A 20,129-nucleotide genomic window follows, 5' to 3' on the forward strand; every position below is an offset into this window, starting at 1 on the left:
GGCGACCTACGACGAAGTGGCGACGCAGATCACGCTGCTGACCCATTCGGCCCCGGACGCCGCCGTGGACGCGGGAGGCTCCATCACCGAAGACCTCTACGAAGCCCTGATCCGGCGCGGCTACAGCCTCGAGGACGCCACGGCCATTCTCGCTGACGAAGCGTTCCAGGATCAGGTGCTGGCCAGCATGAAGACCATCGCCGAGGTGAGCGGCCCGCTCATGGACAGCGAGACACCCCCGGAAGCGGACGCGTCAGCGCCTGAGGACGCCGCCCCATCCGACGTTTATTACGATGACCAGGGCCTGCCGGTGGTGGAGCTAAAGACCATTGTCGTGATCGGCGAGCGGTCTCCGGAGAAGACCCCGGCGCAAGTGGTGCTGCGGGGCGCTTCCGATATCAACGCCTACCTGGAGGCACACCCGGCGCAGCGGCAGATCGTTGAGATTGGTCTGGCGGTGGCCCAGGGGCCGAAGGGCGTGATCGAGCTGCTGGTGAGCAAGGCGATAGAGCATTCCTCATTTGGAAAGAAGATTGCCGAGGCAACCTATGAAGGCGGAAAGTTGCTTGCCGAATGGGTGGAAGACCGCTATCTGTCGGTCGACCGCTTCGAAGATGATCGCCACCTGATTGGCGGTGGCGTCTTCGCGGCGGGTATTGTCGCGGGTGGAATCACCCCCGGTGGGAAGAGAGGGGGCGGAGAGCACGCAGGGGGGCATGCCCCGGATATAGGAGCGCCTCATCTCAGGAACCCGGATTCACCTTACTACGTGAGAATTGACCCGGCTCATCCAGGTCAACCCGATCCAGCATATTCGGTTGATACTTCCACGTTTGCGAGTGGAGCCACGACTGCAAACGGTGGTATCAGAAACAGCCGCGCGTTTTGGAATGCCTGGGCTGAGAAGCCAAATGCTGCTCTGAGCCAATCAAACAAGGATTTGATTGCTAGCGGTCGATCTCCTAAAGTTGACAATGACTGGATCCGCGCTTTTCCGGAACATGCTCCTTACAAGGATCAAACTTTGGTTCATCACCACATGGACTATGGGAAACATGCTATTCCGTTACCAAGCCAAGTCCATGCAAATTCACCGGGGTTTGGCGTTTGGCATCCACCAAATTGAGAACCAACATGCTGAAAAATATTCACGAGGTCCTTGAGTATTATCGGGCCCTAGCAAACCGTCCATCTGGGTTTCCGGCCACTCTACTTGAATCGAGAGCGGAACCTTTGGATTTGCAGTCATCGGGCTTGGGGCTGCCGGAGAGTTACATAGATTTTGTGCAGCGATACAAGGTTGAGGAAGTCTCGGTGGGGATGTTGGAGCTTATGCCAATTCCCTCTGACGATATAATCGAGACAATTCGACAGCTGAATGGCGATCAAAAAAGCCCTTATGTTAGTGAGCAGTATGTTCATGTCGCCAACTTCGAAGGTGATCTAGTGTTGCTCGTGAAGGGCGAAGACTATCATGATGATGGAAGGGTTTTTTTTCGCGACATCTCGTCTGGATATTTTCGTGAACCCGTTTGTCTCGCAAATGGATTTGAAGATTTTATCGTCATAGCTGCCAATCTTGATCAGCGGTCACTTGAAGGCCTTGATGCAGAAGCCGAGGTTTTTACTGATATCGCAAAGATTGTTAACCCCGCTTTGTCTGACGATGGGCAAAAATGCTGGGGCCGAATTTGCGAAATGTTCACCTGATATTGTGACCCTTTGCTATAGGGAAAATGCGGATTCTGCATCTGGCGGTGCCGCTGATGGTCACCTGAACCCGTGAGATTGGTGCCATTAATCCTGGTGGCCTCAATGACCAAGTGCAACACCTGACCCATCAGGTATCGTGCCGCCATGACGCATTGCAATCGCGACCTCACCGCGATCTTTAACAATTGATTCGTTTGTATCTTACCGAGACCCGCAGCCGTCAGAGCAGCCTGTCGGCTACGGATTCTCGGTGCGATGCACAAAAGCGTGCAAGACACCAGCGACGCCGCCATCATGCGGGCCGGCGATGATCTGCCCATCATCGAAGCCACGGAGCAGAGTACCAGCGATCACGAGGAAACCCACGGCAAGGCCGAGGCCACCCTGGTAGCCTAGCAGGCTGCGGCCGGGGCGGCCTCGGCTTCGAGCTATGCCTTCGGCTTCAATGCCGGCATCCAGGCCGATATTCAGGCCAGCCAGTCGACCACCGAAGCGCACGAGACCCGCTCGGTCGGCTCCACGACATCGACATCCTGGCCAGCCGGGACAGCGCCACCCAGCGCACCGACACCGAAAGCGGCGAACTGACCGCCGCGGTGACACTGTTCGGCGCCACCAGCGGCGCCACCCTGAACCTCTCCTACGAGCGCGACCGGGCCCGTGACCGGGCGGTGAACTACACCAACAGCGAAGTGCATGCCGACCGGTTGACCATCGACTCGGTGGGCGACACCAACCTCATCGGTGGCACGGTCCGGGCGGAGCAGGACCTGCAAGCCCGGATCGGCGGTGACCTTGTCATCGCCTCGCGCCAGAACCGCAGCAGTGGCGGCAGCGCCGGGTATGGCGTCAGTGCAGGGATCAGTCTGGGCCAGTCCGAAGGCGGTGAAGCCGACGCGCTGTCGGATCCCAATGGAAACAGCAGCAGTGCCCGGCACGACCCCGGCGACCTCGACACGGTCACGGGCGTCAGCGGCGGGGCGAGCCAGCATCGCGGCAGCTACGTCAACAGCGACACCGTGGTCAGCAGCCTGACCTCCGGCGGCACGGCGGACATCGATGTCGAGGGCAACACCCATCTGTCCGGCAGTACTCTGGCGACGGTGGACGAGCAAGGCAATGACCTGGGCCAGCTCAATCTCACCACCGGCTCGCTGAGCTACGACCACCTGACAATACGCACCACAGCCGGCAGAGCAGCGCAGGCGTATCCACCAACGTGGGGCTTGGTGCCACGCCCTCGGAGTCCGGCGTGCAGGAGGGGGCCGACGGCCCGAGCATCAATACCAGCCGGATCACCACCACCTACGGCAGCAGCGACCAGCGAAGCGTGACCCTGGCCACCCTGGGGCAGGGCGATATCCAAATCGCCGACCCCGAGGCCGGCGACGACCCGAGTGGCCTCAACCGCGACACCACCCACGACTGGGGCGACAACCCCGACCGCCCGTGGGCGAGGGAGCGCGTCGATGAGCGCACCACCACCCAGGTCGGCAGCCAACTGAGCAGCGGCGGTGACACCGACCTCGGCGCCGGACGCGACGTGCGCCTGACCGCCAGCGAGATCGACAGTGGCGCCGGCCTGGCCATCGAGGCGGGCAACGACATCGTCCTCGGCGCCGCCGAGAACATCAGCCAAACCCAGACGCGTACCGGGCCATTCCGCCGCTCGCAAACCCGCACCGTCGAACAAGCCGGCAGCGAACTGAAGGCCAGGGAAGACGTCGCCCTCCAGGCGCAGCGTCACATCACCGCCATCGCCAGCCGCGCCGAGGCGGCCGGCAACCTGGCGCTCGACGCCGGTGGCGACCTCACCCTGGCCTCGGCGGCCAACGTTCGCCACCACGAATCCCACACCGCCACCACCGACTGGATCAGCCGCCGGGTGCGCCAGCAGGGCAGCGAACTGCTGGCCGGCAAGAACCTCACGATGCGCAGCGGGCGCGATCTGCGCCTGATCGCCAGCGAGGCCAAGGCCGGCGACGACGCCTTCCTGATCGCCGGTCGCGACGTCGAACTGCTCGCCGCCAACGACCAGGACTACTCCCTCTACGAAAAGGAAGAGAGCGGCCTGTTCAGCAGCAGTTACCGGCGCGACGAGATCAACGACATTCGCGCCGTGGGCAGCCACCTCGAGAGCGGTAATGATCTCACCGTGGCCAGCGGCGTCGATCAACGCTACCAAGGCGCTCGCCTCGAAGCCGGCAACGACCTGACCCTGGCCAGCGGCGGTGCCATTCACTTCGAAGCCGCCAGCGACGTCCACACCGAATCCCACGAAGAGCGCAGCGGCAATTTCGCCTGGCAATCGTCGCGGGGCGAAGGGCGCACCGACGAAACCCTGCGCCAGAGCCAACTGATCGCCAAGGGCAACCTCGTCATCCAGGCCGCCGACGGCATCGTCGCCGAGGTGCCCGAGATCAACGCACAAACCGTCAGCCAGACCATCGACGCCATGGTCGAAGCCGACCCCGACCTCGCCTGGCTCAAGGAGATGGAGGAACGCGGCGACATCGACTGGCGGCGGGTCAAGGAAATCCACGACAGCTGGGAGTACGAGCAATCCGGGCTCGGCGCCGGTGCCATATTGGTCATCGCGATCGTCGCCTCGGTATTCGTGGGACCGGCCGCCGCCGGCATGCTCGGGGCCACCGGTGCCACGGGCGCGGCGGTCAGTGCCGCGGTGTCCTCACTGGCCACCACCGCCACTGTGAGCGCGGTCAACAACCGCGGCGATCTGGGCGATGTGTTCGACGACACCTTCTCCAGCGACAGCCTGCGCGGCGCGGCCACCGCCGCCGTCAGCGCCGGGGTCACCAAGGGCGTGATGGGCGATACCACCAACACCGCCGGCCTGGACCTCGGTAACGCCGGCGACATCGCCCGCTTCGCCGGCCAGCGCGCCTCGCAAATGGCCATCAACGCCAGCGTCAGCACCGCCATCGAAGGCGGCAGCCTGAGCGACAACCTCGAGGCCGGCCTCGACGGCGTACTGACCGAAGTGGTCGCCGCCGTACTGTTCGACGCCATAGGCGACTATGCCCATGAGCAAGAATGGGCGGAGGGAGACCTCGAGAAAATCGCCCTGCACGCCCTGGCCGGTGGCGCCGTCGCCGAAGCCACGGGCAGCGACTTCCGAACCGGCGCCCTGGCCGCCGGCGCCAACGAAGCGCTGGTGGACCACCTGGCCGAACTGGTCGACAACGACCCGCAACTGCTGGTCGCCGCCTCGCAGATCACCGGCATCATCGCCGCCGAACTGACGGACGGCGATGTGAATCAAGGTGCCGAAATCGCGGGGTATTCGACGCAGTACAACCGCCAAGCGCACGCCCATGAGAAAGAGGTCGCTCAAAAACTTGCTGAGCAAAGTGATGGTGAATACACAGCTGAAGAAATTGAGCAAGCTCTGCGCGGAATGTTTAACGATGAGCTGGGAGAGTCGCCGGGGTCTAACGTCGTGGTGGATCTGCACGACCTTGATGCCATTGATGCCAGCTACTATGACTTCGGCGGTGAATGGCTCGCCACCCCTGGGGGCGACGGTAACACCCGTTATCTCGTCCAGATGGTACCGGCAGATACGCCGCCGGAACTGGTTGCCTACATCATCGAGCAGACAGGGGGAGAATCGTCTCCCTATCGTGCGATGGTAGCTCCTACTCCGAGCCCTCGTCCCGAGCCCAAACTGCGCTTCCCGGGCAGTATCGCCATGGCGGCAGGGCTACCCTACAACCTCAATCAGACCGATAGCCGGCCATGGGCGGAGATCAAACAAGGCCAGGAAGCACTCACCCGTGGTATCGCCAGCCTGGCGTCACTCCCGGTGACGGGTGGTTATGCGGCAGCCACCCTGACGGCTCGTGCAGCGGCAGGGCTGTTTGCCACTGGCGCCGGTTTCGACGCATTGGGCCAGTATGCGCAAGGAGGTGAATACCGCCCCGGCCAGACGCTGATGGCCGGCATCACCGCCATGGGTTATGGACCACTGGCAGGTGGGGGGATACTGGGCAATGCCGCTGTGGGTGCTGTTGCAGGGGGGACGAGCACCGCTGCTAATAACTGGGTGTATGACGAGGATAAGTCTGTTCGCTGGGGAGCAACTGTCGGCGCGGTAGCTGGTGGGGCTGGTACGTGGTTCGGTGATCGCATTAAAGGGGTGGCATCATATATACCGTCCCAAGTCAGCGTGCCGTATTTCCAAACCCCGGCAACATTCAGTGTACCCCTGCCATCGGCTGATACTATTGGTAACACGGCACAAGCTGTAATCAGTAACGCACCTGCCTTGTTGCCAGGTGTCGACAATGAGGAGCGACAATAATGGCGGCACGAGATATGACGTGGCCGGGTTTTTTTAAGCGCCAAGCTAAATATACGTTGGGCATTTGTGCAGTTTTCCTTTTTTTCTGGAATAGCGTGGCTATTGGAGAGTGGGTGTATGCCCTGTTCGGCGGCGAGCTGAGAGGTTATGGCCCAGGACAGCAGCGCTGGCATCGTGTATGGGCTGTGGGATTCGTGGGTATGTATCTATTCGGATCCCTGCTTGACTTTATCGGCGTTTGGTATTGGCAAAAATATCCAGAAAAGAGGCGTCAACTGGAAGAGGGTGACAAGCAGAGGCAAGAAGAGCGGAAAGATGAGAAGACCTATGAGGCCCAAAATTCACCAATGCGCGCCTCCTTTATCGAACCAACTGCTGCAGGCGATATCGTGCATCGCGCTGAGTTGAGTAAGACGGAGCAGGGTTATACGTTGCAGCTGAGCCAAGCGGGGCAGGATGTTCAGCAGGGTGACCGCATAGAGAAGTATGAGTCTGAGCAGGCGGTGAAGCAGTATCTTGAGCAAAATACCCCGTTTCGATGGGGCGATTTTGTTACTCCAGTCGCTATTGAGCAGAACCGCCAGGCGAATGAAGAAATACCACCGATCGGTTTGCTGATGGATAAGCTTGGGCTCTCCGGGATCTTCGGGTCGTTATTGAGCACTATCTTAGTGATCAAACTCGTGCCCGCATTAACAGAAGACGGGATGAATGATGTGTTGAGAAGTTTTGTCATCGTGCTCGCTGCGGTGTTTGGCTGGTGGGTAGGAAGGCAATGTTCACGGCTGTTCAAGCAGAAGTGAACGGTAAGGCAATGGAAGGCAGCCTAGCCAGCGGCGGCGACCTGACCCTGGCCAGCGGCGGCGCCATCCACTTCGAAGCCGCCAGCATTTCCACACCGAAGCCCACGAGAAGAGCAGCGGCAACTTTGCCTTGCAATCGTCACGAGTCGAGAGGCGTACCGACGAGACCCGTCGGTAGCATGGGATGTTGATCAGCTTCAAGTTGAGAAGTAAATATTGCAGCCGTCTCATGGGAGAGATCTGAAAGATAGGAGTTGATTTGTTGGAGTATCAAAGGAGATGATGAATTCTGGTTGGGGGGTTGCATCATGGCTATTGAGGGATGATATGAAGCAGGTGATAAGACGTATTAATGTCTCGGGCAATGACCCAAGAATCGAATTTGGCTGAAAATTTGCTGATTGCAATTTTTCTCAAGGATGTAGGTTGTGATCAATAATTTAAAGCATCCTTACTGGCGGGTGGTTATTGGCTTCACGCTTTGCCCCGCTGTTGTGGTACTATTCATGATGAGTTCTGTAATGTTTCTTGGGCTGCTGTTTGAACAGGACTTGCGTGATGGCTGGTGGGAGACTTTTGGTGGACTGCCAGTGATCCTGGCTATCGCCTCATTGACAGCGCTTTATCTCTTTGGTGTGCCAGCCTTTCTCCTTTCACTACTATATGCTTTGATTAAGCTCAGGAAATCTCTTCAGGCTTATCTAATCACTTTTATTGCTGGCGGCTCTGGAGCTCAAATATGGACTTTGTTGCCTGTCACGACAGCGAGCATTGATGAGGGATTATTTAGATTTCCTGGTACATTCTTCATGGGAGCTGTTTCTTCATTGGTTATGGCTTTTGTCGTCTTGCCAAAGCGTTTTCAAAAGAACTTGACCAAAGGGTAAATTGCTGGTTTGTGGGGCCCATTTTTCTTGCTGATCATGGTTTTTCTCATTCTTAAAAAGTGCTACTTCATGGGTGAGAGTTCATTTTAGAGTAGCCCGGCTGTGGGAAGAGCAAACGCATCGCTTCACACTGGTTTTTAACAACTGCATTTCTTTGTCTTGCATCAGTAATTGTGGATATCGCTTTGTAGTCCAGATATCGAAGGTCCCGGGTCTGATCATCCTAATAGTCAGGCCTCATCGATGGAGCTTGGAGCATCACAACCGGCCCACCGGCGGCCTGCGCGGCAACCTTAAGTCAGACCTGGGGGAAGTCGAGAAATAGCTTATGTAACGGCGTCTTTTCTCATGGATGTGCCGGATTGTCAGTTTATGTAATAGTAGCTTTGCCAATATTTTATTGATGCTTGGCCGCAGAAACTGAGTGCAACACCTTACCGGATTGGTCAGGTGTTGCCCGGTAGCCTCAGACGGGGAAGCCGTGGTGGGTACCGTCAGGCAGTTCTACATCCAGACGGACTTTCCCGCCGATGGCCTCAACGTAACGCTTGATGGAGCTCAAGCGCAGGTCTTGACCGCCTTTCTCCATACCGGCAACGGTCGGTTGCCTGACGCCCATGGCCTCAGCCATCTCCGCTTGCGTCATCTCGACCAGATGGCGAATTTCCGAGAGGCGGAGATCCAACAACATCGCATCGGCTTTCGCCTTGGCGCGATTGACGAGTTCAGGGTTCTCATTGGCGATGAGTTGGTCCAGTGTGCGAGCCATAGCTTTCACCTCATTTCAGTGATTCCAGGTGGGCAGCGTATTCCCGGTCTGCCACTGGGATCATGTCATCATAGAAACGCTTGTTGCCTGTCTTGTCGCCGGCACACAGTAGGATACCTGTCCGCCGAGGATCGAATGCGAAGAAGGCCCTCAGAGGCCGGCCCTGACTCTGAATCCTCAACTCCTTCATGTTGCGATACTGCGAGTCATTCACGGTATCAGCATGAGGGCGAGGCAACATTGGCCCTCTTTCCTGAAGCATCAAGATCGCCGCAAGTACGTTTTCTCGGTCAATCTCCTCCAATGAGAAGTACCACTCTTCAAAAGTCTCGGTCTGTTCTATCGACCACATTGGATCATCCTTGGATTATAGGCTAAAGCCTATATAGGTCAAGCCCTATTGTCAAGCCTTGAGTAGTCACCAAGCTGAAGCCGGTGGCTCGCTGATATTGGTGGGGTGCGGCGAGGCTTATTCCCTCGCCTCCAGTCCTTCCTGAACCGCCCATACCGCCGCTTCGACCCGCGAGCGTAGGTTGAGCTTCTTGAGCAGGTGCTTGACGTGCACCTTGACGGTGCCTTCGGTGATATCGAGCTTGCGGGCAATCAGTTTGTTGGAGAGCCCCGCCGCGAGTTCGCGGAGGATCTCGCGTTCACGTTGGGTCAGGCTGTGAATGTCCGGCGCTGCCGGCGCCGAGCGTTGCTGGCGCAGAGCTTCGGCGAGCAGTGCGGTGAGGTTCTCGCTGATCACCATGCGGCCCAGGGCGGCCTGGCGCAGTTGGCGCACCATGTCGTCGGGCTCCATGTCCTTGAGCAGATAGCCATCGGCACCGGCTTGCAGGGCGGCGACCACGTCCTCTTCGTTGTCGGAGACGGTGAACATCACGATGCGACCGGCGAAGTTGGCCTCGCGCAGCCGCTTGAGGGTCTCGATGCCGTCGATGCCCGGCATGTTGAGGTCGAGCAGCACCAGGTCGGGTTCGAGCTCTGCCGCCAGGCGAATCCCCACCTCGGGTTCGCCGGCTTCGCCCACCAGTACGAGGTCGTCTTCCAGCTCCAGCAACTGTTTGACGCCACGGCGCAGCAGCGGGTGGTCGTCGATGATCAGGATGCTTGCCGGCGTATCTCGCTCTGATATGGCCATGGGTCAGGTCCTGTTCCCTTCGGTGATGGTCACGGGCTTTTCTTCCGCCTGCGTGATGGGTTGCTGGGCGATCAGGCGCGCGGTCTGCGGCACGAAGGTTAGCGCCACTCGAGTGCCGCCGACCTCGCGGTTGCCCACCTGGAGTTCGCCGCCCAGGGTGTGGGCGCGGTCGCGCATGATCACCAGGCCATAATGCTGCGGCGGCGAGTGGCCGTTGGCAAGGCCAATACCGTCGTCCTCGATGCGTACCTGTAGCCGGGCATCGGCGAAACGTACCGTGACCGCCGCCCAGTGAGCCTGGGCGTGCTTGTGGGTGTTGGCCAGTGCCTCGCGCACGATCTGCAGCACATGGATCTCTTCGTTGGGGTTGAGCAGATGTGGTGGCACGTCGTAGTCGAGCTCTACCGGAGTCGTCATGCGTTCGGCGAACTCCTCGGTAGTCTGACGTAGTGCCGCCTGCAGGCCCGGCGTCTCGAGTTTGAGACGGAAGGTGGTCAGCAGTTCGCGTAGCTGGCGATAGGCACTATTGAGCCCGGTACGCAGCTCATCGAGCACCTCGGCCTGGGTCTCGTGGGGAATCTGCTTGGCCTGCATGCGCTCGAGCCGTGCCACTTGCATCTTCAGGTAGGAGAGCGATTGCGCCAGGGAGTCGTGCAACTCGCGGGCGATGATGGTGCGCTCGTTCATCAACGACACCTGCTGCTGCTCCTCGATGCGCCGTTGCAGGTAGATCGCCGTAGCCAACTGGTCGGATAGCGCGTTGAGCAGCCGTCGTGTGCTGTCGCTGAGGCCCTTGGCCTTGGAATAACGGATTTCCAGGGTGCCGAGCAGTTCGTCACCGACGCTTACCGGCAGCAGCAGGCACTCTGCGTCGGGACCTTGTTCGATCTGGAGCGGCCGGGGATCGATCAGGCAGGCGTAACAATCGTGGTCGCGGCAGTATTCAGGACGGGTTGCCGAGTGGGTGGCGAGGATCGGGATTTGGCGTTCGTCCTGAGGGTCGTTGAGCGACAGCCGGATGGGGCCGATATCCAGCAACGATTCCAGGTCGCGCAGCATGGGCGCCGCACTGGCGCACAGGTCGTTGCCGCCGCCATACAGGGTGCGGCTGCCGTCATGGAGAATCTGCATCGCTCGGTTGCTGCGTTCGAGCTCCTGCTTCTTGCGCGATACGCGCTCTTCGAGCTCGGCATAGCTGGTGGCCAGCTCCTCGGCCATGGTGTCGAAGGTGCGCCCCAGCAGCGCCAGTTCGTCGCTGCCCTGCATGCGGGTGCGATGATGAAAGTTGCGGTGCGCCGCCTCGCGAGCCAGTACCACCAGTTGGCGCAGTGGGGCGACCAGGTTGTGGCGGATATCGTAGAGCACGATGGCCACCACCACCGCAGTCAGCGCCAGGAACAGTATCTGTAGCAGGCTGAGCAGGCGGATCTTCGATTCGCTGTTTTGCTCCAGTAGCGTCACCAGCGCATCGATGTCGCCGACCAGGCTGTCCAGGGTGGCGCTGAGAGTCGCGGTCCGTACATCGTCTCCCTCGATGGCCGCATTGACCTGCGGGGCCAGCTCCTCGTCCCATCGGCCATGAATCAGCCGGTATTGGCGCTGCAGGGCATGATCTTCGGCCCCGGGAATGCTGGCGGTCAGTTCGGGGCTATCGAGACGCTGGGTGAAGCGCTCGGCCAGGCGCATGACCTGGTCGCGCTGTTCGTTGCCGGGTTGCTGCTCGTAACGTTGCAGTGCGGCAACGATCTGGTAGGTGTTCATGCGCAGCGAGCCGGCCATGTTGATGGCGGCGGCATCGCCACGACTGCCACTGGCCACTGCCATGGTCACCACGATGCTGACCAGCGCCATCAGACTGATGGCCAGCAGCGACGCGGTGATACGCGCGACCAGGGAACGTTGCAGGAGTTTCATCGAGCCTGGAGGCCCCTCCGGGGGCGGATATTATGAAGCGTTTGACTATAGCCTAGGCCGGAAGTAGCGGATGTACCTCGAAGGTAATACCCCCGATGCCCTTTTGACGGCATTGACCCCGCAATCGAGAATTTCTCAGGAAACGCTGAAGAAATCGACGAGCGGCATCAAGCACAAGGCGCCCGGCGCACAGGAACCGGAGCATATGGGGGTATATGTGAGGATTCCGCGCACCGCGCAACGCAGTGATTGAGTCGCGCAGGCATTTATTCAGTGTTTTCCCTGTAATTGTCTCACGAGATTTATTTGCCATGATCCCCACTTCGGGAGCCGCCTTGCCCGCTCCGAGCCTTGGTTATCGGCCATTGGTGGTCATCCTGTTGTCACCACTGGCTTTCGCACTGGTATTCGCCTGCTGGACCATCTTCGCCGTGCTCGGGGTCGAACTGCGTAGCACCTTGGGCCTCGGTGAGCTGGCCTTTGCCGGGTTGCTGGCGAGTCCTATGCTCAGCGGTGCCTTGGTCAGCTTGCTTGCAGCACGGCTGGCCGAGCGTGTGGGCGGGCGCCGGGTGATGATCGCCTGTCTGTGGCTGGTGTGCCCCTTCCTGTGGTGGATCGGTCAGGCTCAGCATTATATCGAGTTCCTGCTGGCCGGGGCTGGCCTGGGGCTGGGTGCTGGCACGCTGGTGGCGGGCCTGGTGCGGGTGGCGACCTGGGGGCCGTCACGGCATGCCGGCCTGGCGCTCGGGCTGTATGGTGCCGGGATGCTGGGTGCCGGATTGAGCTACCTGCTGTTGCCCTTGGTCAGTCAGGCCTATGGCTGGCGCCTGGCCCCTACGCTCTATCTATTGCTCATCGTGATAGTGGCGTTGCTGCTATGGCTGTTCGCCGACGATTCGCCATCCATGGCGCCATCCCGTGAGCTAAGCCCACGTCACCGACAATGGATGCCACCCCGTTGGGCAGCCTGGCGGTTGGCTTTCTATTACAGCTTCTTCTTCGGTGCCTTCGTGGCGTTGGCGCTGTGGCTGCCGGGCTATCTCTCCGCGCAATACCACCTGCCGCTGGCCAGTGCCGCGCTATGGTCGCTGGCTTTCACCCTGTCCGGCGGGCTCGGCCAGATCGTTGGAGGAGCACTGGCCGACTGGCGCGACTTCCGCAGCCTGCGCTGGTGGGTCGGGCTGTGGGTGCTGGCTTGCCTGTTCTGGCTCTCCTACCCCAGCTTCTCGATCAATATCCAGGGTGTGAAGGACGATCTGGCCTTCAGCTTCCATATGCCGCTGTGGGGGTTCGTCGCCCTGCTGGTGAGCATGGGACTGGCCATGGGGATCGGCAAGGGCAGCCTGATGCGCATGATCCATCGCGAGCATGCCGACGACATGGCCCGCGTAGGCGGGCTGGCGCTGGCTCTGGGCGGGCTGTTCGCCGCCATGCTGCCGTTGATGTTCGCCCTTGGCGACACCTGGGTCGGCATCCGTACCGCCGGTTTCATGTTCCTCTATGCGGCGCTTGGCGTGTGCCTGCTGGTGATGCTATGGGAGCAACTCTACGCGATGGACTCGCACAGCACCTGAAGAGGTATATTCCCTCGTAACAGGGGGCTCTATCCCCTTGGTGGTAGACCCCGGGTATATGGAGGTAACCGGGCAGTAATTCGCCGATCGATCTCCCAGAATCCTCATCAGGAGCCGCCTCGAGCGGTCGCCCATTTGATGAGGAGCCTGGAGATCGACCATGAGTCATTTCATTGACCGGCTGAATTTCTTTCGCAAGACCCGCGAGCCATTCGCCAACGATCATGGTGAGGTTCGTGATGAATCCCGTGCCTGGGAAGACGGCTACCGTGCACGTTGGCAACACGACAAGATCGTGCGCAGCACCCACGGGGTGAACTGTACCGGCTCGTGCAGCTGGAAGATCTACGTCAAGAACGGCCTGGTCACCTGGGAAACCCAGCAGACCGACTACCCGCGTACCCGCCCCGACCTGCCCAACCATGAGCCGCGTGGTTGCCCACGAGGGGCCAGCTATTCCTGGTACCTGTACAGCGCCAACCGCTTAAAGCATCCGATGATCCGCAAGCCGCTGCTGGCGCTGTGGCGCGAGGCAATCAAGGCCAACCCGGACCCGGTGGACGCCTGGGCGTCGATCGTCGAGGACCCGACCAAGACCAAGCAGTACAAGCGTGCCCGCGGCATGGGCGGCTTCGTGCGAGCCGACTGGGACGAGCTCAACGAGCTGATCGCCGCTTCCAACGTCTATACCGCCAAGCAGTATGGCCCCGATCGCATCATCGGCTTCTCGCCGATTCCGGCCATGTCGATGGTGAGCTACGCCGCCGGTAGCCGCTACCTGTCGCTGATCGGCGGTGTGTGCATGAGTTTCTACGACTGGTACTGCGATCTGCCGCCGGCCTCACCGATGACCTGGGGCGAGCAGACCGACGTGCCTGAATCCGCCGATTGGTATAACTCCGGCTACATCATCGCCTGGGGCTCCAACGTGCCCCAGACCCGCACCCCCGACGCGCACTTCTTCACTGAAGTGCGCTACAAGGGCACCAAAACGGTGTCCGTGACTCCGGACTATGCCGAGGTCTCCAAGCTGACCGACGAATGGCTCTCCGCCAAGCAGGGCACCGATGCCGCGCTGGCCATGGCCATGGGCCACGTCATTCTCAAGCAGTTCCACCTAGAGGCGCCCAGCGCTTACTTCACCGACTACGTGCGGCGCTATACCGACATGCCGTTTCTGGTCGAGCTCGAGAGGCGCGACGACGGCAGCTTCGTCCCCGGCAAGCAACTGCGTGCCAGCGACTTCGCAGCGAGCCTCGGTCAGGACAACAACCCCGAGTGGAAGACCGTCGCCTGGGACGAGACCCGTGATCAACTGGTGGTACCGCGTGGCTCGATCGGTTTCCGTTGGGGTGAAAAGAGCGGTGAGGAGGGCAAGTGGAACCTCGAGCCGCGCGACGCTGACGGTGAGGAAATCAAGCCGCTGCTGACCCTGGCCGGGAAGCATGACGACGTGGCCAAGGTGGCTTTCCCCTATTTCGGTGGCATTGCCCACGAGCACTTCGATCATGTGGCGGGAGACGAGCTGCTGTACCACAGCCTGCCCGCCAAGCGCTTGACCAAGGCCGATGGCAGTGAGGTGCTGGCGGTCACCGTGTTTGACCTGATGTGCGCTAACTACGGCATCGACCGTGGCTTCGGTGAAGAGGGTGAGGACGACGGCGCCACTTCCTTCGACCAGATCCGCCCGTATACCCCGGCCTGGCAGGAGAAGATCACCGGCGTGCCCGCCGAGCAGTGCATCCGTATCGCCCGCGAGTTTGCCGACAACGCCGACAAGACTCGCGGTCGCAGCATGATCATCGTCGGTGCCGGCATGAACCACTGGTACCACATGGACATGAACTACCGTGGCCTGATCAACATGCTGGTGATGTGCGGCTGCATCGGCCAGAGCGGTGGTGGCTGGGCCCACTACGTGGGCCAGGAGAAGCTGCGCCCGCAGACCGGCTGGCAACCGCTGGCATTCGGTCTTGACTGGACGCGTCCGCCGCGTCACATGAACTCCACCTCGTTCTTCTACAACCACTCCAGCCAGTGGCGCTACGAGAAGTTGGATATCAAGGAGATCCTCTCGCCGCTGGCCAATCCAGCCGACTACAGCGGTAGCCTGATCGATTTCAACGTGCGTTCCGAGCGCATGGGCTGGCTGCCATCCGCGCCGCAGCTCGGCACCAATCCGCTGCGCCTGGCCAAGGCCGCCGAGGCGGCCAACATGACCACCGCCGATTACGTGGTTGCCCAACTCAAGAGCGGTGAATTGCGCTTTGCCGCGGAAGATCCGGACAACCCGCGGAACTTCCCGCGCAACATGTTCATCTGGCGTTCCAACCTGCTGGGCAGCTCCGGCAAGGGCCACGAGTACATGCTCAAGTACCTGCTGGGCACCCGTCACGGCATCCAGGGTAAGGACCTGGGCGTCGAGGGCGGTCGAAAGCCGGAGGAGGTGGTGTGGCACGACGACGCGCCAGAAGGCAAGTTGGATCTGCTGGTGACCCTGGACTTCCGCATGTCCACCACCTGCCTCTACTCGGACATCGTGCTGCCCACGGCGACCTGGTACGAGAAGGACGACCTCAACACCTCCGACATGCACCCCTTCATCCACCCGCTGACCGCTGCCACCGATCCGGCCTGGGAGTCGCGCAGCGACTGGGAGATCTACAAGGGCATCGCCAAGGCCTTCTCCGAGGTTTGCGTGGGGCACCTGGGCGAGGAGACCGACCTGGTCACCCTGCCGCATCAGCACGACTCGCCCGCCGAGCTGGCCCAGCCCGAGGTCAAGGACTGGAAGAAAGGCGAGTGCGAGCCGATCCCCGGCAAGACCATGCCGGCGCTGATCGAGATCAAGCGGGACTACCCGGCCACCTACGAGCGCTTCACTTCGCTCGGCCCGGCACTGGGCAAGCTCGGCAACGGTGGCAAGGGCATCAGTTGGAACACCGACAGCGAGATCGAGCTGCTCGGCAAGCTCAACTACGTCAAGCAGGAAGGTCCGGCCAAGGGCCGCCCGAAGATCGAGACGGCCATCGACGCCGCCGAGGTGATCCTGTCGCTGGCCCCGGAAACCAACGGTCAGGTAGCGGTCAAGGCGTGGGGCGCGCTGTCGAAGATCACCGGGCGCGACCACACCCACCTGGCCGTCAACAAGGAAGAGGAGAAGATCCGTTTCCGCGATGTGGTCGCCCAGCCGCGCAAGATCATCTCCAGCCCGACCTGGTCCGGCCTCGAGGACGAGCACGTCTCCTACAACGCTGGCTACACCAACGTCCACGAACTGATTCCGTGGCGCACGGTGAGTGGCCGCCAGCAGTTCTACCAGGACCATCCCTGGATGCGCGCCTTCGGTGAAAGCCTGCTGGTCTACCGTCCGCCCATCGACACCAAGGCGCTGGCCGGGGTGCAGGTGGAATCCAACGGTAACCCGGAGAAAGCCTTGAACTGGATTACCCCGCACCAGAAGTGGGGCATCCACTCCACCTACAGCGACAACCTGTTGATGCTGACCCTCAACCGCGGCGGTCCGGTGGTATGGCTCTCGGAGGACGACGCCGCCGAGATCGGCGTCGAGGACAACGACTGGATCGAGCTCTACAACGCCAACGGCGCCATTGCCGCCCGCGCGGTGGTCAGCCAGCGGGTCAAGAACGGCATGGCGATGATGTACCACGCCCAGGAGCGCAACGTAAATGTGCCCGGTTCTGAGATCTCCGGTACCCGTGGTGGTATCCACAACTCGGTGACGCGCGTGTGTCCCAAGCCGACCCACATGATCGGCGGCTATGCGCAACTCGCTTACAGCTTTAACTACTACGGAACGGTCGGCTCCAACCGCGACGAGTTCGTCATGGTGCGCAAGATGAAGCGTATCGACTGGCTGGACGGTGAGGGCAATGACACCGTACAGGAGGCCGTGAAATGAAGATCCGTTCACAGGTAGGCATGGTCCTCAATCTCGACAAGTGCATCGGTTGTCACACATGTTCGGTGACCTGCAAGAACGTCTGGACCAGTCGCGAGGGCGTGGAGTACGCCTGGTTCAACAACGTCGAGACCAAGCCTGGCGTCGGTTTCCCCAAAGAGTGGGAGAACCAGCAGAAGTGGAAGGGGGGCTGGTTGCGTCGCAAAGATGGCAAGATCGAGCCGCGCATCGGCGGCAAGTGGCGAGTGTTGGCGAACATCTTCGCCAACCCCGATCTGCCCGAGATCGACGACTACTACGAGCCGTTTGATTTCGACTACCAGCATCTGCACACCGCCAAACAAAGCGAGCATCAGCCGGTGGCGCGTCCGCGTTCGCTGATCTCCGGCCAGCGCATGAACAAGATCGAATGGGGCCCGAACTGGGAGGAGATCCTCGGCACCGAGTTCGCCAAGCGCCGCAAGGATGCCAACTTCGAACAGGTCCAGGCCGATATCTATGGCCAGTTCGAGAACACCTTCATGATGTACCTGCCGCGACTGTGCGAGCACTGCCTCAACCCGACGTGCGTGGCGTCGTGCCCGAGTGGCGCGATCTACAAGCGCGAAGAAGACGGCATCGTGCTGATCGACCAGGACAAGTGTCGTGGCTGGCGGATGTGCATCTCCGGCTGTCCGTACAAGAAGATCTACTACAACTGGAAGACCGGCAAATCCGAGAAGTGCATCTTCTGCTACCCGCGCATCGAGGCCGGTCAGCCGACCGTGTGCTCCGAGACCTGCGTGGGCCGCATCCGCTACCTCGGTGTGCTGCTCTACGACGCCGACCGTATCGAGGAAGTGGCCAGCTCCGCCGACGAGCGCGATCTCTATCACCGCCAATGCGAGATATTCCTCGATCCGCACGACCCGAAGGTGATCGCCCAAGCGAAGCAGAATGGCATCCCCGACAGCGTGATCAAGGCCGCTCAGGCGTCGCCAGTCTACAAAATGGCCATCGACTGGGGGCTGGCGCTGCCGCTGCATCCCGAATACCGCACCCTGCCGATGGTGTGGTACGTACCGCCGCTGTCACCGATCCAGTCCGCGGCGGAAGCCGGTCACGTCGAATATGACGGCGTGCTGCCCAAGATCGAATCGTTGCGTATCCCGGTGAAGTACCTGGCCAACCTGCTCACCGCCGGCGAGGAGGAGCCCGTGGTGCTGGCACTCAAGCGCCTGATGGCGATGCGCCTCTACATGCGCGGCAAGCACGTCGAAGGCCAGGCCGACACCAGCGTGCTGGAGGCCGTGGGCCTGAGCGAAGCCCAGGTGGAGGAAATGTACCGCTACCTGGCCATCGCCAACTACGAGGACCGCTTCGTGATTCCCACCAGTCATCGCGAGATGGCCACCGAAGCCTTCCCCGAGCGCGGCGGCTGCGGTTTCAGCTTCGGCAACGGCTGCCATGGCGGTGACAGCGAAGCGAGCCTGTTCGGTGGCCGCAAGCAGACCACCAGGCTGGTGCAGCCGGTCGACGTCTACGATCCCCATGCTAAGAGCGAGGTTCGGCGCGATAACGAGAGTGAGGAGGCGAATCATGGCTGAGGTGGCACTGCAAATCGAACCCGTCGGCATGCGCAGCCTGCGCGTGCTGGCCCGCCTGCTCGACTACCCGACACCTGAGCTGCAGGAAGCGGCGGGCGACATGATCGAGATCATCGATGCCGAGCGTCGCTGGTCCGCGGCACTGCGCACCGAGCTGATGGCCTGGTGCCAGCGCATCGCGGAAGCCGATCTGCTCGAGCTGCAGGCCACCTACGTGGCTCAGTTCGACAAGGGGCGAGCAACCTCGTTATTGCTGTTCGAGCACGTTCACGGCGAATCGCGCGATCGCGGCCAGGCCATGGTAGACCTGCTTGCCGAGTACGAGGGCGCCGGCTTCGAACTCGACGCTCGCGAACTGCCCGACTACCTGCCGCTGTTCCTGGAGTTCCTCTCCACCCGCTCGGAGACCGAGATCGCCCGCTGGCTGGGCGAGATCCGCCATATCCTGGCGTTGCTTGCCGCACGGCTGGAAGAGCGCGAGGCCGGGCATGCCCTGGTGCCGCTGGCCTTGCTGGCGCTGATCGGTGCCGAAGGCGATGTCGAGGCCCACCGTCCGCAGGTCAAGGAAGAGGCCCCGGACAATACCCCCGAGGCGCTGGATGCGGTGTGGGAAGAGGAGGCGGTGCGTTTCTCGGCCGCTTCCGACCAGGATTGCGCGCTGCAGTCCGCCGAGGGGCGGCGGCTGGCCGAGCGCAAACGGGCAACCCAGGGCGAAGCGGTGCGCATTCTCGAACCCGCCAGCTCCGCTCAGAACATTAACGGAGACCTGCCATGAACTACCTCAACTCACTACTGTTCGGGCTCTATCCCTATCTTGCCGGTAGTGTCTTCCTGATCGGCAGCCTGCTGCGCTTCGACCACGGCCAGTACGGCTGGAAGACCGGTTCCAGCCAGCTACTGTCGTCGAAACATATGCGCCTGGCCAGCAACCTGTTCCATATCGGTATCATCACCATCTTCTTCGGCCACCTGGTGGGGCTTCTGACGCCGCACTGGGTCTATGCACCGTTCATGAGCGCCGGTACCAAGCAAGTGATCGCCATCGTGGTTGGCGGCATCGCCGGGGTGATGTGCCTGATCGGTGGCGCCATGTTGTTCCACCGCCGCCTGACCAATGCCCGCGTGCGCGCCTCGTCCAGCCCCATGGATACCCTGATTATCGGCCTGCTGGTGGTACAGGTGACACTGGGCCTCGCGACCATCATTCCGGCGCTCGGTCACCTCGATGGTGGCGTGATGATCCGGCTCGCTCATTGGGCCCAGTCCATCGTGTTCTTCCAGGGCGGCGCCGCAGCGCATCTGGAAGGCATCGGCTGGATCTACAAGCTGCACATCCTGGTCGGCCTGACCATCGTGCTGGTGTTCCCGTTCACCCGCCTGGTGCATGTGTGGAGCGTGCCGCTTGGTTATGTGACGCGTCGTTATCAAATTGTCCGCCGCCGGGCCTGAAACTGGGCAGCAAGGGGCAACGGGCTTTTCCGGCGACAGGTCTACGA

General features: G+C 61.1%; 17 protein-coding genes. 13 read left to right on the plus strand and 4 right to left on the minus strand.

All coding sequences use genetic code 11. The annotated features are described in order from the left end of the window. The 7 genes from IE093_RS16140 to IE093_RS16170 form a co-directional block, all read left to right on the plus strand. Positions 1–1,126, plus strand: a 1,126-nt coding sequence (locus IE093_RS16140) for a hypothetical protein (RefSeq protein ID WP_229803656.1), incomplete at its 5' end; no start/stop codon positions are given. Between the two features lie 8 nt (positions 1,127–1,134). Continuing rightward, positions 1,135–1,710, plus strand: coding sequence for an SMI1/KNR4 family protein (locus IE093_RS16145; RefSeq protein ID WP_189470974.1), 576 nt, complete (start codon positions 1,135–1,137; stop codon positions 1,708–1,710). Between the two features lie 258 nt (positions 1,711–1,968). Further along, positions 1,969–2,109 (plus strand): hypothetical protein, encoded by a 141-nt coding sequence (locus IE093_RS16150; protein WP_189470976.1) that lies wholly within the window; start codon positions 1,969–1,971, stop codon positions 2,107–2,109. A 137-nt stretch (positions 2,110–2,246) separates the two neighbouring features. Further along, the gene (locus tag IE093_RS22935; protein WP_422730991.1) at positions 2,247–3,047 is read left to right on the plus strand and encodes a hemagglutinin repeat-containing protein; all 801 of its coding nucleotides are present in this window, start codon (positions 2,247–2,249) and stop codon (positions 3,045–3,047) included. Beyond that, complete coding sequence (locus IE093_RS16160; protein WP_189470978.1) at positions 2,966–6,037, plus strand: DUF637 domain-containing protein; 3,072 nt, start codon at positions 2,966–2,968, stop codon at positions 6,035–6,037. Before IE093_RS22935 ends, IE093_RS16160 begins: the two co-directional genes overlap by 82 nt. After that, positions 6,037–6,840, plus strand: coding sequence for a hypothetical protein (locus tag IE093_RS16165; RefSeq protein ID WP_189470980.1), 804 nt, complete (start codon positions 6,037–6,039; stop codon positions 6,838–6,840). The genes IE093_RS16160 and IE093_RS16165 overlap by 1 nt, the downstream gene beginning before the upstream one ends. A 428-nt stretch (positions 6,841–7,268) precedes the next feature. Then, positions 7,269–7,727, plus strand: coding sequence for a hypothetical protein (locus IE093_RS16170; protein WP_189470981.1), 459 nt, complete (start codon positions 7,269–7,271; stop codon positions 7,725–7,727). Between the two features lie 466 nt (positions 7,728–8,193). Here IE093_RS16170 and IE093_RS16175 read toward each other — a convergent pair whose 3' ends face one another. The 4 genes from IE093_RS16175 to IE093_RS16190 form a co-directional block, all read right to left on the minus strand. Next, positions 8,194–8,496 carry a helix-turn-helix domain-containing protein gene (locus tag IE093_RS16175; protein WP_189470982.1) on the minus strand — a complete coding sequence of 101 codons (303 nt, stop codon included), beginning with the start codon at positions 8,494–8,496 and terminating at the stop codon, positions 8,194–8,196. 10 nt (positions 8,497–8,506) lie between these two features. Further along, complete coding sequence (locus IE093_RS16180; protein WP_189470983.1) at positions 8,507–8,848, minus strand: type II toxin-antitoxin system RelE/ParE family toxin; 342 nt, start codon at positions 8,846–8,848, stop codon at positions 8,507–8,509. A gap of 117 nt (positions 8,849–8,965) precedes the next feature. Continuing rightward, positions 8,966–9,637 carry a two-component system response regulator NarL gene (gene narL, locus IE093_RS16185; protein ID WP_189470984.1) on the minus strand — a complete coding sequence of 224 codons (672 nt, stop codon included), beginning with the start codon at positions 9,635–9,637 and terminating at the stop codon, positions 8,966–8,968. A 3-nt stretch (positions 9,638–9,640) separates the two neighbouring features. After that, entirely contained in the window at positions 9,641–11,551 is a 1,911-nt protein-coding gene (locus IE093_RS16190) for a type IV pili methyl-accepting chemotaxis transducer N-terminal domain-containing protein (RefSeq protein ID WP_189470985.1), read from the minus strand. 70 nt (positions 11,552–11,621) lie between these two features. Here IE093_RS16190 and IE093_RS16195 point away from each other — a divergent pair, with 70 nt between their 5' ends. The 6 genes from IE093_RS16195 (at position 11,622) to narI (ending at position 20,082) form a co-directional block, all read left to right on the plus strand. Beyond that, the gene (locus tag IE093_RS16195; RefSeq protein WP_189470987.1) at positions 11,622–11,804 is read left to right on the plus strand and encodes a hypothetical protein; all 183 of its coding nucleotides are present in this window, start codon (positions 11,622–11,624) and stop codon (positions 11,802–11,804) included. Positions 11,805–11,862: 58 nt separating this feature from the next. Further along, positions 11,863–13,125, plus strand: coding sequence for an MFS transporter (locus IE093_RS16200; RefSeq protein WP_189470989.1), 1,263 nt, complete (start codon positions 11,863–11,865; stop codon positions 13,123–13,125). Positions 13,126–13,285: 160 nt separating this feature from the next. Continuing rightward, positions 13,286–17,047: a nitrate reductase subunit alpha gene (locus tag IE093_RS16205; protein ID WP_189470991.1), complete on the plus strand. Its 3,762-nt coding sequence runs from the start codon at positions 13,286–13,288 to the stop codon at positions 17,045–17,047. Then, the gene (gene narH, locus IE093_RS16210; protein ID WP_189470993.1) at positions 17,044–18,633 is read left to right on the plus strand and encodes a nitrate reductase subunit beta; all 1,590 of its coding nucleotides are present in this window, start codon (positions 17,044–17,046) and stop codon (positions 18,631–18,633) included. Before IE093_RS16205 ends, narH begins: the two co-directional genes overlap by 4 nt. Further along, positions 18,626–19,408 carry a nitrate reductase molybdenum cofactor assembly chaperone gene (gene narJ / locus IE093_RS16215; protein WP_189470995.1) on the plus strand — a complete coding sequence of 261 codons (783 nt, stop codon included), beginning with the start codon at positions 18,626–18,628 and terminating at the stop codon, positions 19,406–19,408. Before narH ends, narJ begins: the two co-directional genes overlap by 8 nt. Then, the gene (narI, locus tag IE093_RS16220; protein WP_189470997.1) at positions 19,405–20,082 is read left to right on the plus strand and encodes a respiratory nitrate reductase subunit gamma; all 678 of its coding nucleotides are present in this window, start codon (positions 19,405–19,407) and stop codon (positions 20,080–20,082) included. Before narJ ends, narI begins: the two co-directional genes overlap by 4 nt. Positions 20,083–20,129: the final 47 nt, after the last annotated feature.

Source organism: Litchfieldella qijiaojingensis (assembly GCF_014651875.1).
GTDB lineage: Bacteria > Pseudomonadota > Gammaproteobacteria > Pseudomonadales > Halomonadaceae > Litchfieldella > Litchfieldella qijiaojingensis.

What these genes read in the sequence shown, in the direction of transcription:
- IE093_RS16145 (WP_189470974.1), top strand. Translation starts at nt 1,135, where the DNA reads ATGCTGAAAAATATTCACGAGGTCCTTGAGTATTATCGGGCCCTAGCA.
- IE093_RS16150 (WP_189470976.1), top strand. Translation starts at nt 1,969, where the DNA reads ATGCACAAAAGCGTGCAAGACACCAGCGACGCCGCCATCATGCGGGCC.
- IE093_RS16165 (WP_189470980.1), top strand. Translation starts at nt 6,037, where the DNA reads ATGGCGGCACGAGATATGACGTGGCCGGGTTTTTTTAAGCGCCAAGCT.
- IE093_RS16175 (WP_189470982.1), bottom strand. Translation starts at nt 8,496, where the DNA reads ATGGCTCGCACACTGGACCAACTCATCGCCAATGAGAACCCTGAACTC.
- IE093_RS16180 (WP_189470983.1), bottom strand. Translation starts at nt 8,848, where the DNA reads ATGTGGTCGATAGAACAGACCGAGACTTTTGAAGAGTGGTACTTCTCA.
- narL (WP_189470984.1), bottom strand. Translation starts at nt 9,637, where the DNA reads ATGGCCATATCAGAGCGAGATACGCCGGCAAGCATCCTGATCATCGAC.
- IE093_RS16190 (WP_189470985.1), bottom strand. Translation starts at nt 11,551, where the DNA reads ATGAAACTCCTGCAACGTTCCCTGGTCGCGCGTATCACCGCGTCGCTG.
- IE093_RS16195 (WP_189470987.1), top strand. Translation starts at nt 11,622, where the DNA reads ATGTACCTCGAAGGTAATACCCCCGATGCCCTTTTGACGGCATTGACC.
- IE093_RS16200 (WP_189470989.1), top strand. Translation starts at nt 11,863, where the DNA reads ATGATCCCCACTTCGGGAGCCGCCTTGCCCGCTCCGAGCCTTGGTTAT.
- IE093_RS16205 (WP_189470991.1), top strand. Translation starts at nt 13,286, where the DNA reads ATGAGTCATTTCATTGACCGGCTGAATTTCTTTCGCAAGACCCGCGAG.
- narH (WP_189470993.1), top strand. Translation starts at nt 17,044, where the DNA reads ATGAAGATCCGTTCACAGGTAGGCATGGTCCTCAATCTCGACAAGTGC.
- narJ (WP_189470995.1), top strand. Translation starts at nt 18,626, where the DNA reads ATGGCTGAGGTGGCACTGCAAATCGAACCCGTCGGCATGCGCAGCCTG.
- narI (WP_189470997.1), top strand. Translation starts at nt 19,405, where the DNA reads ATGAACTACCTCAACTCACTACTGTTCGGGCTCTATCCCTATCTTGCC.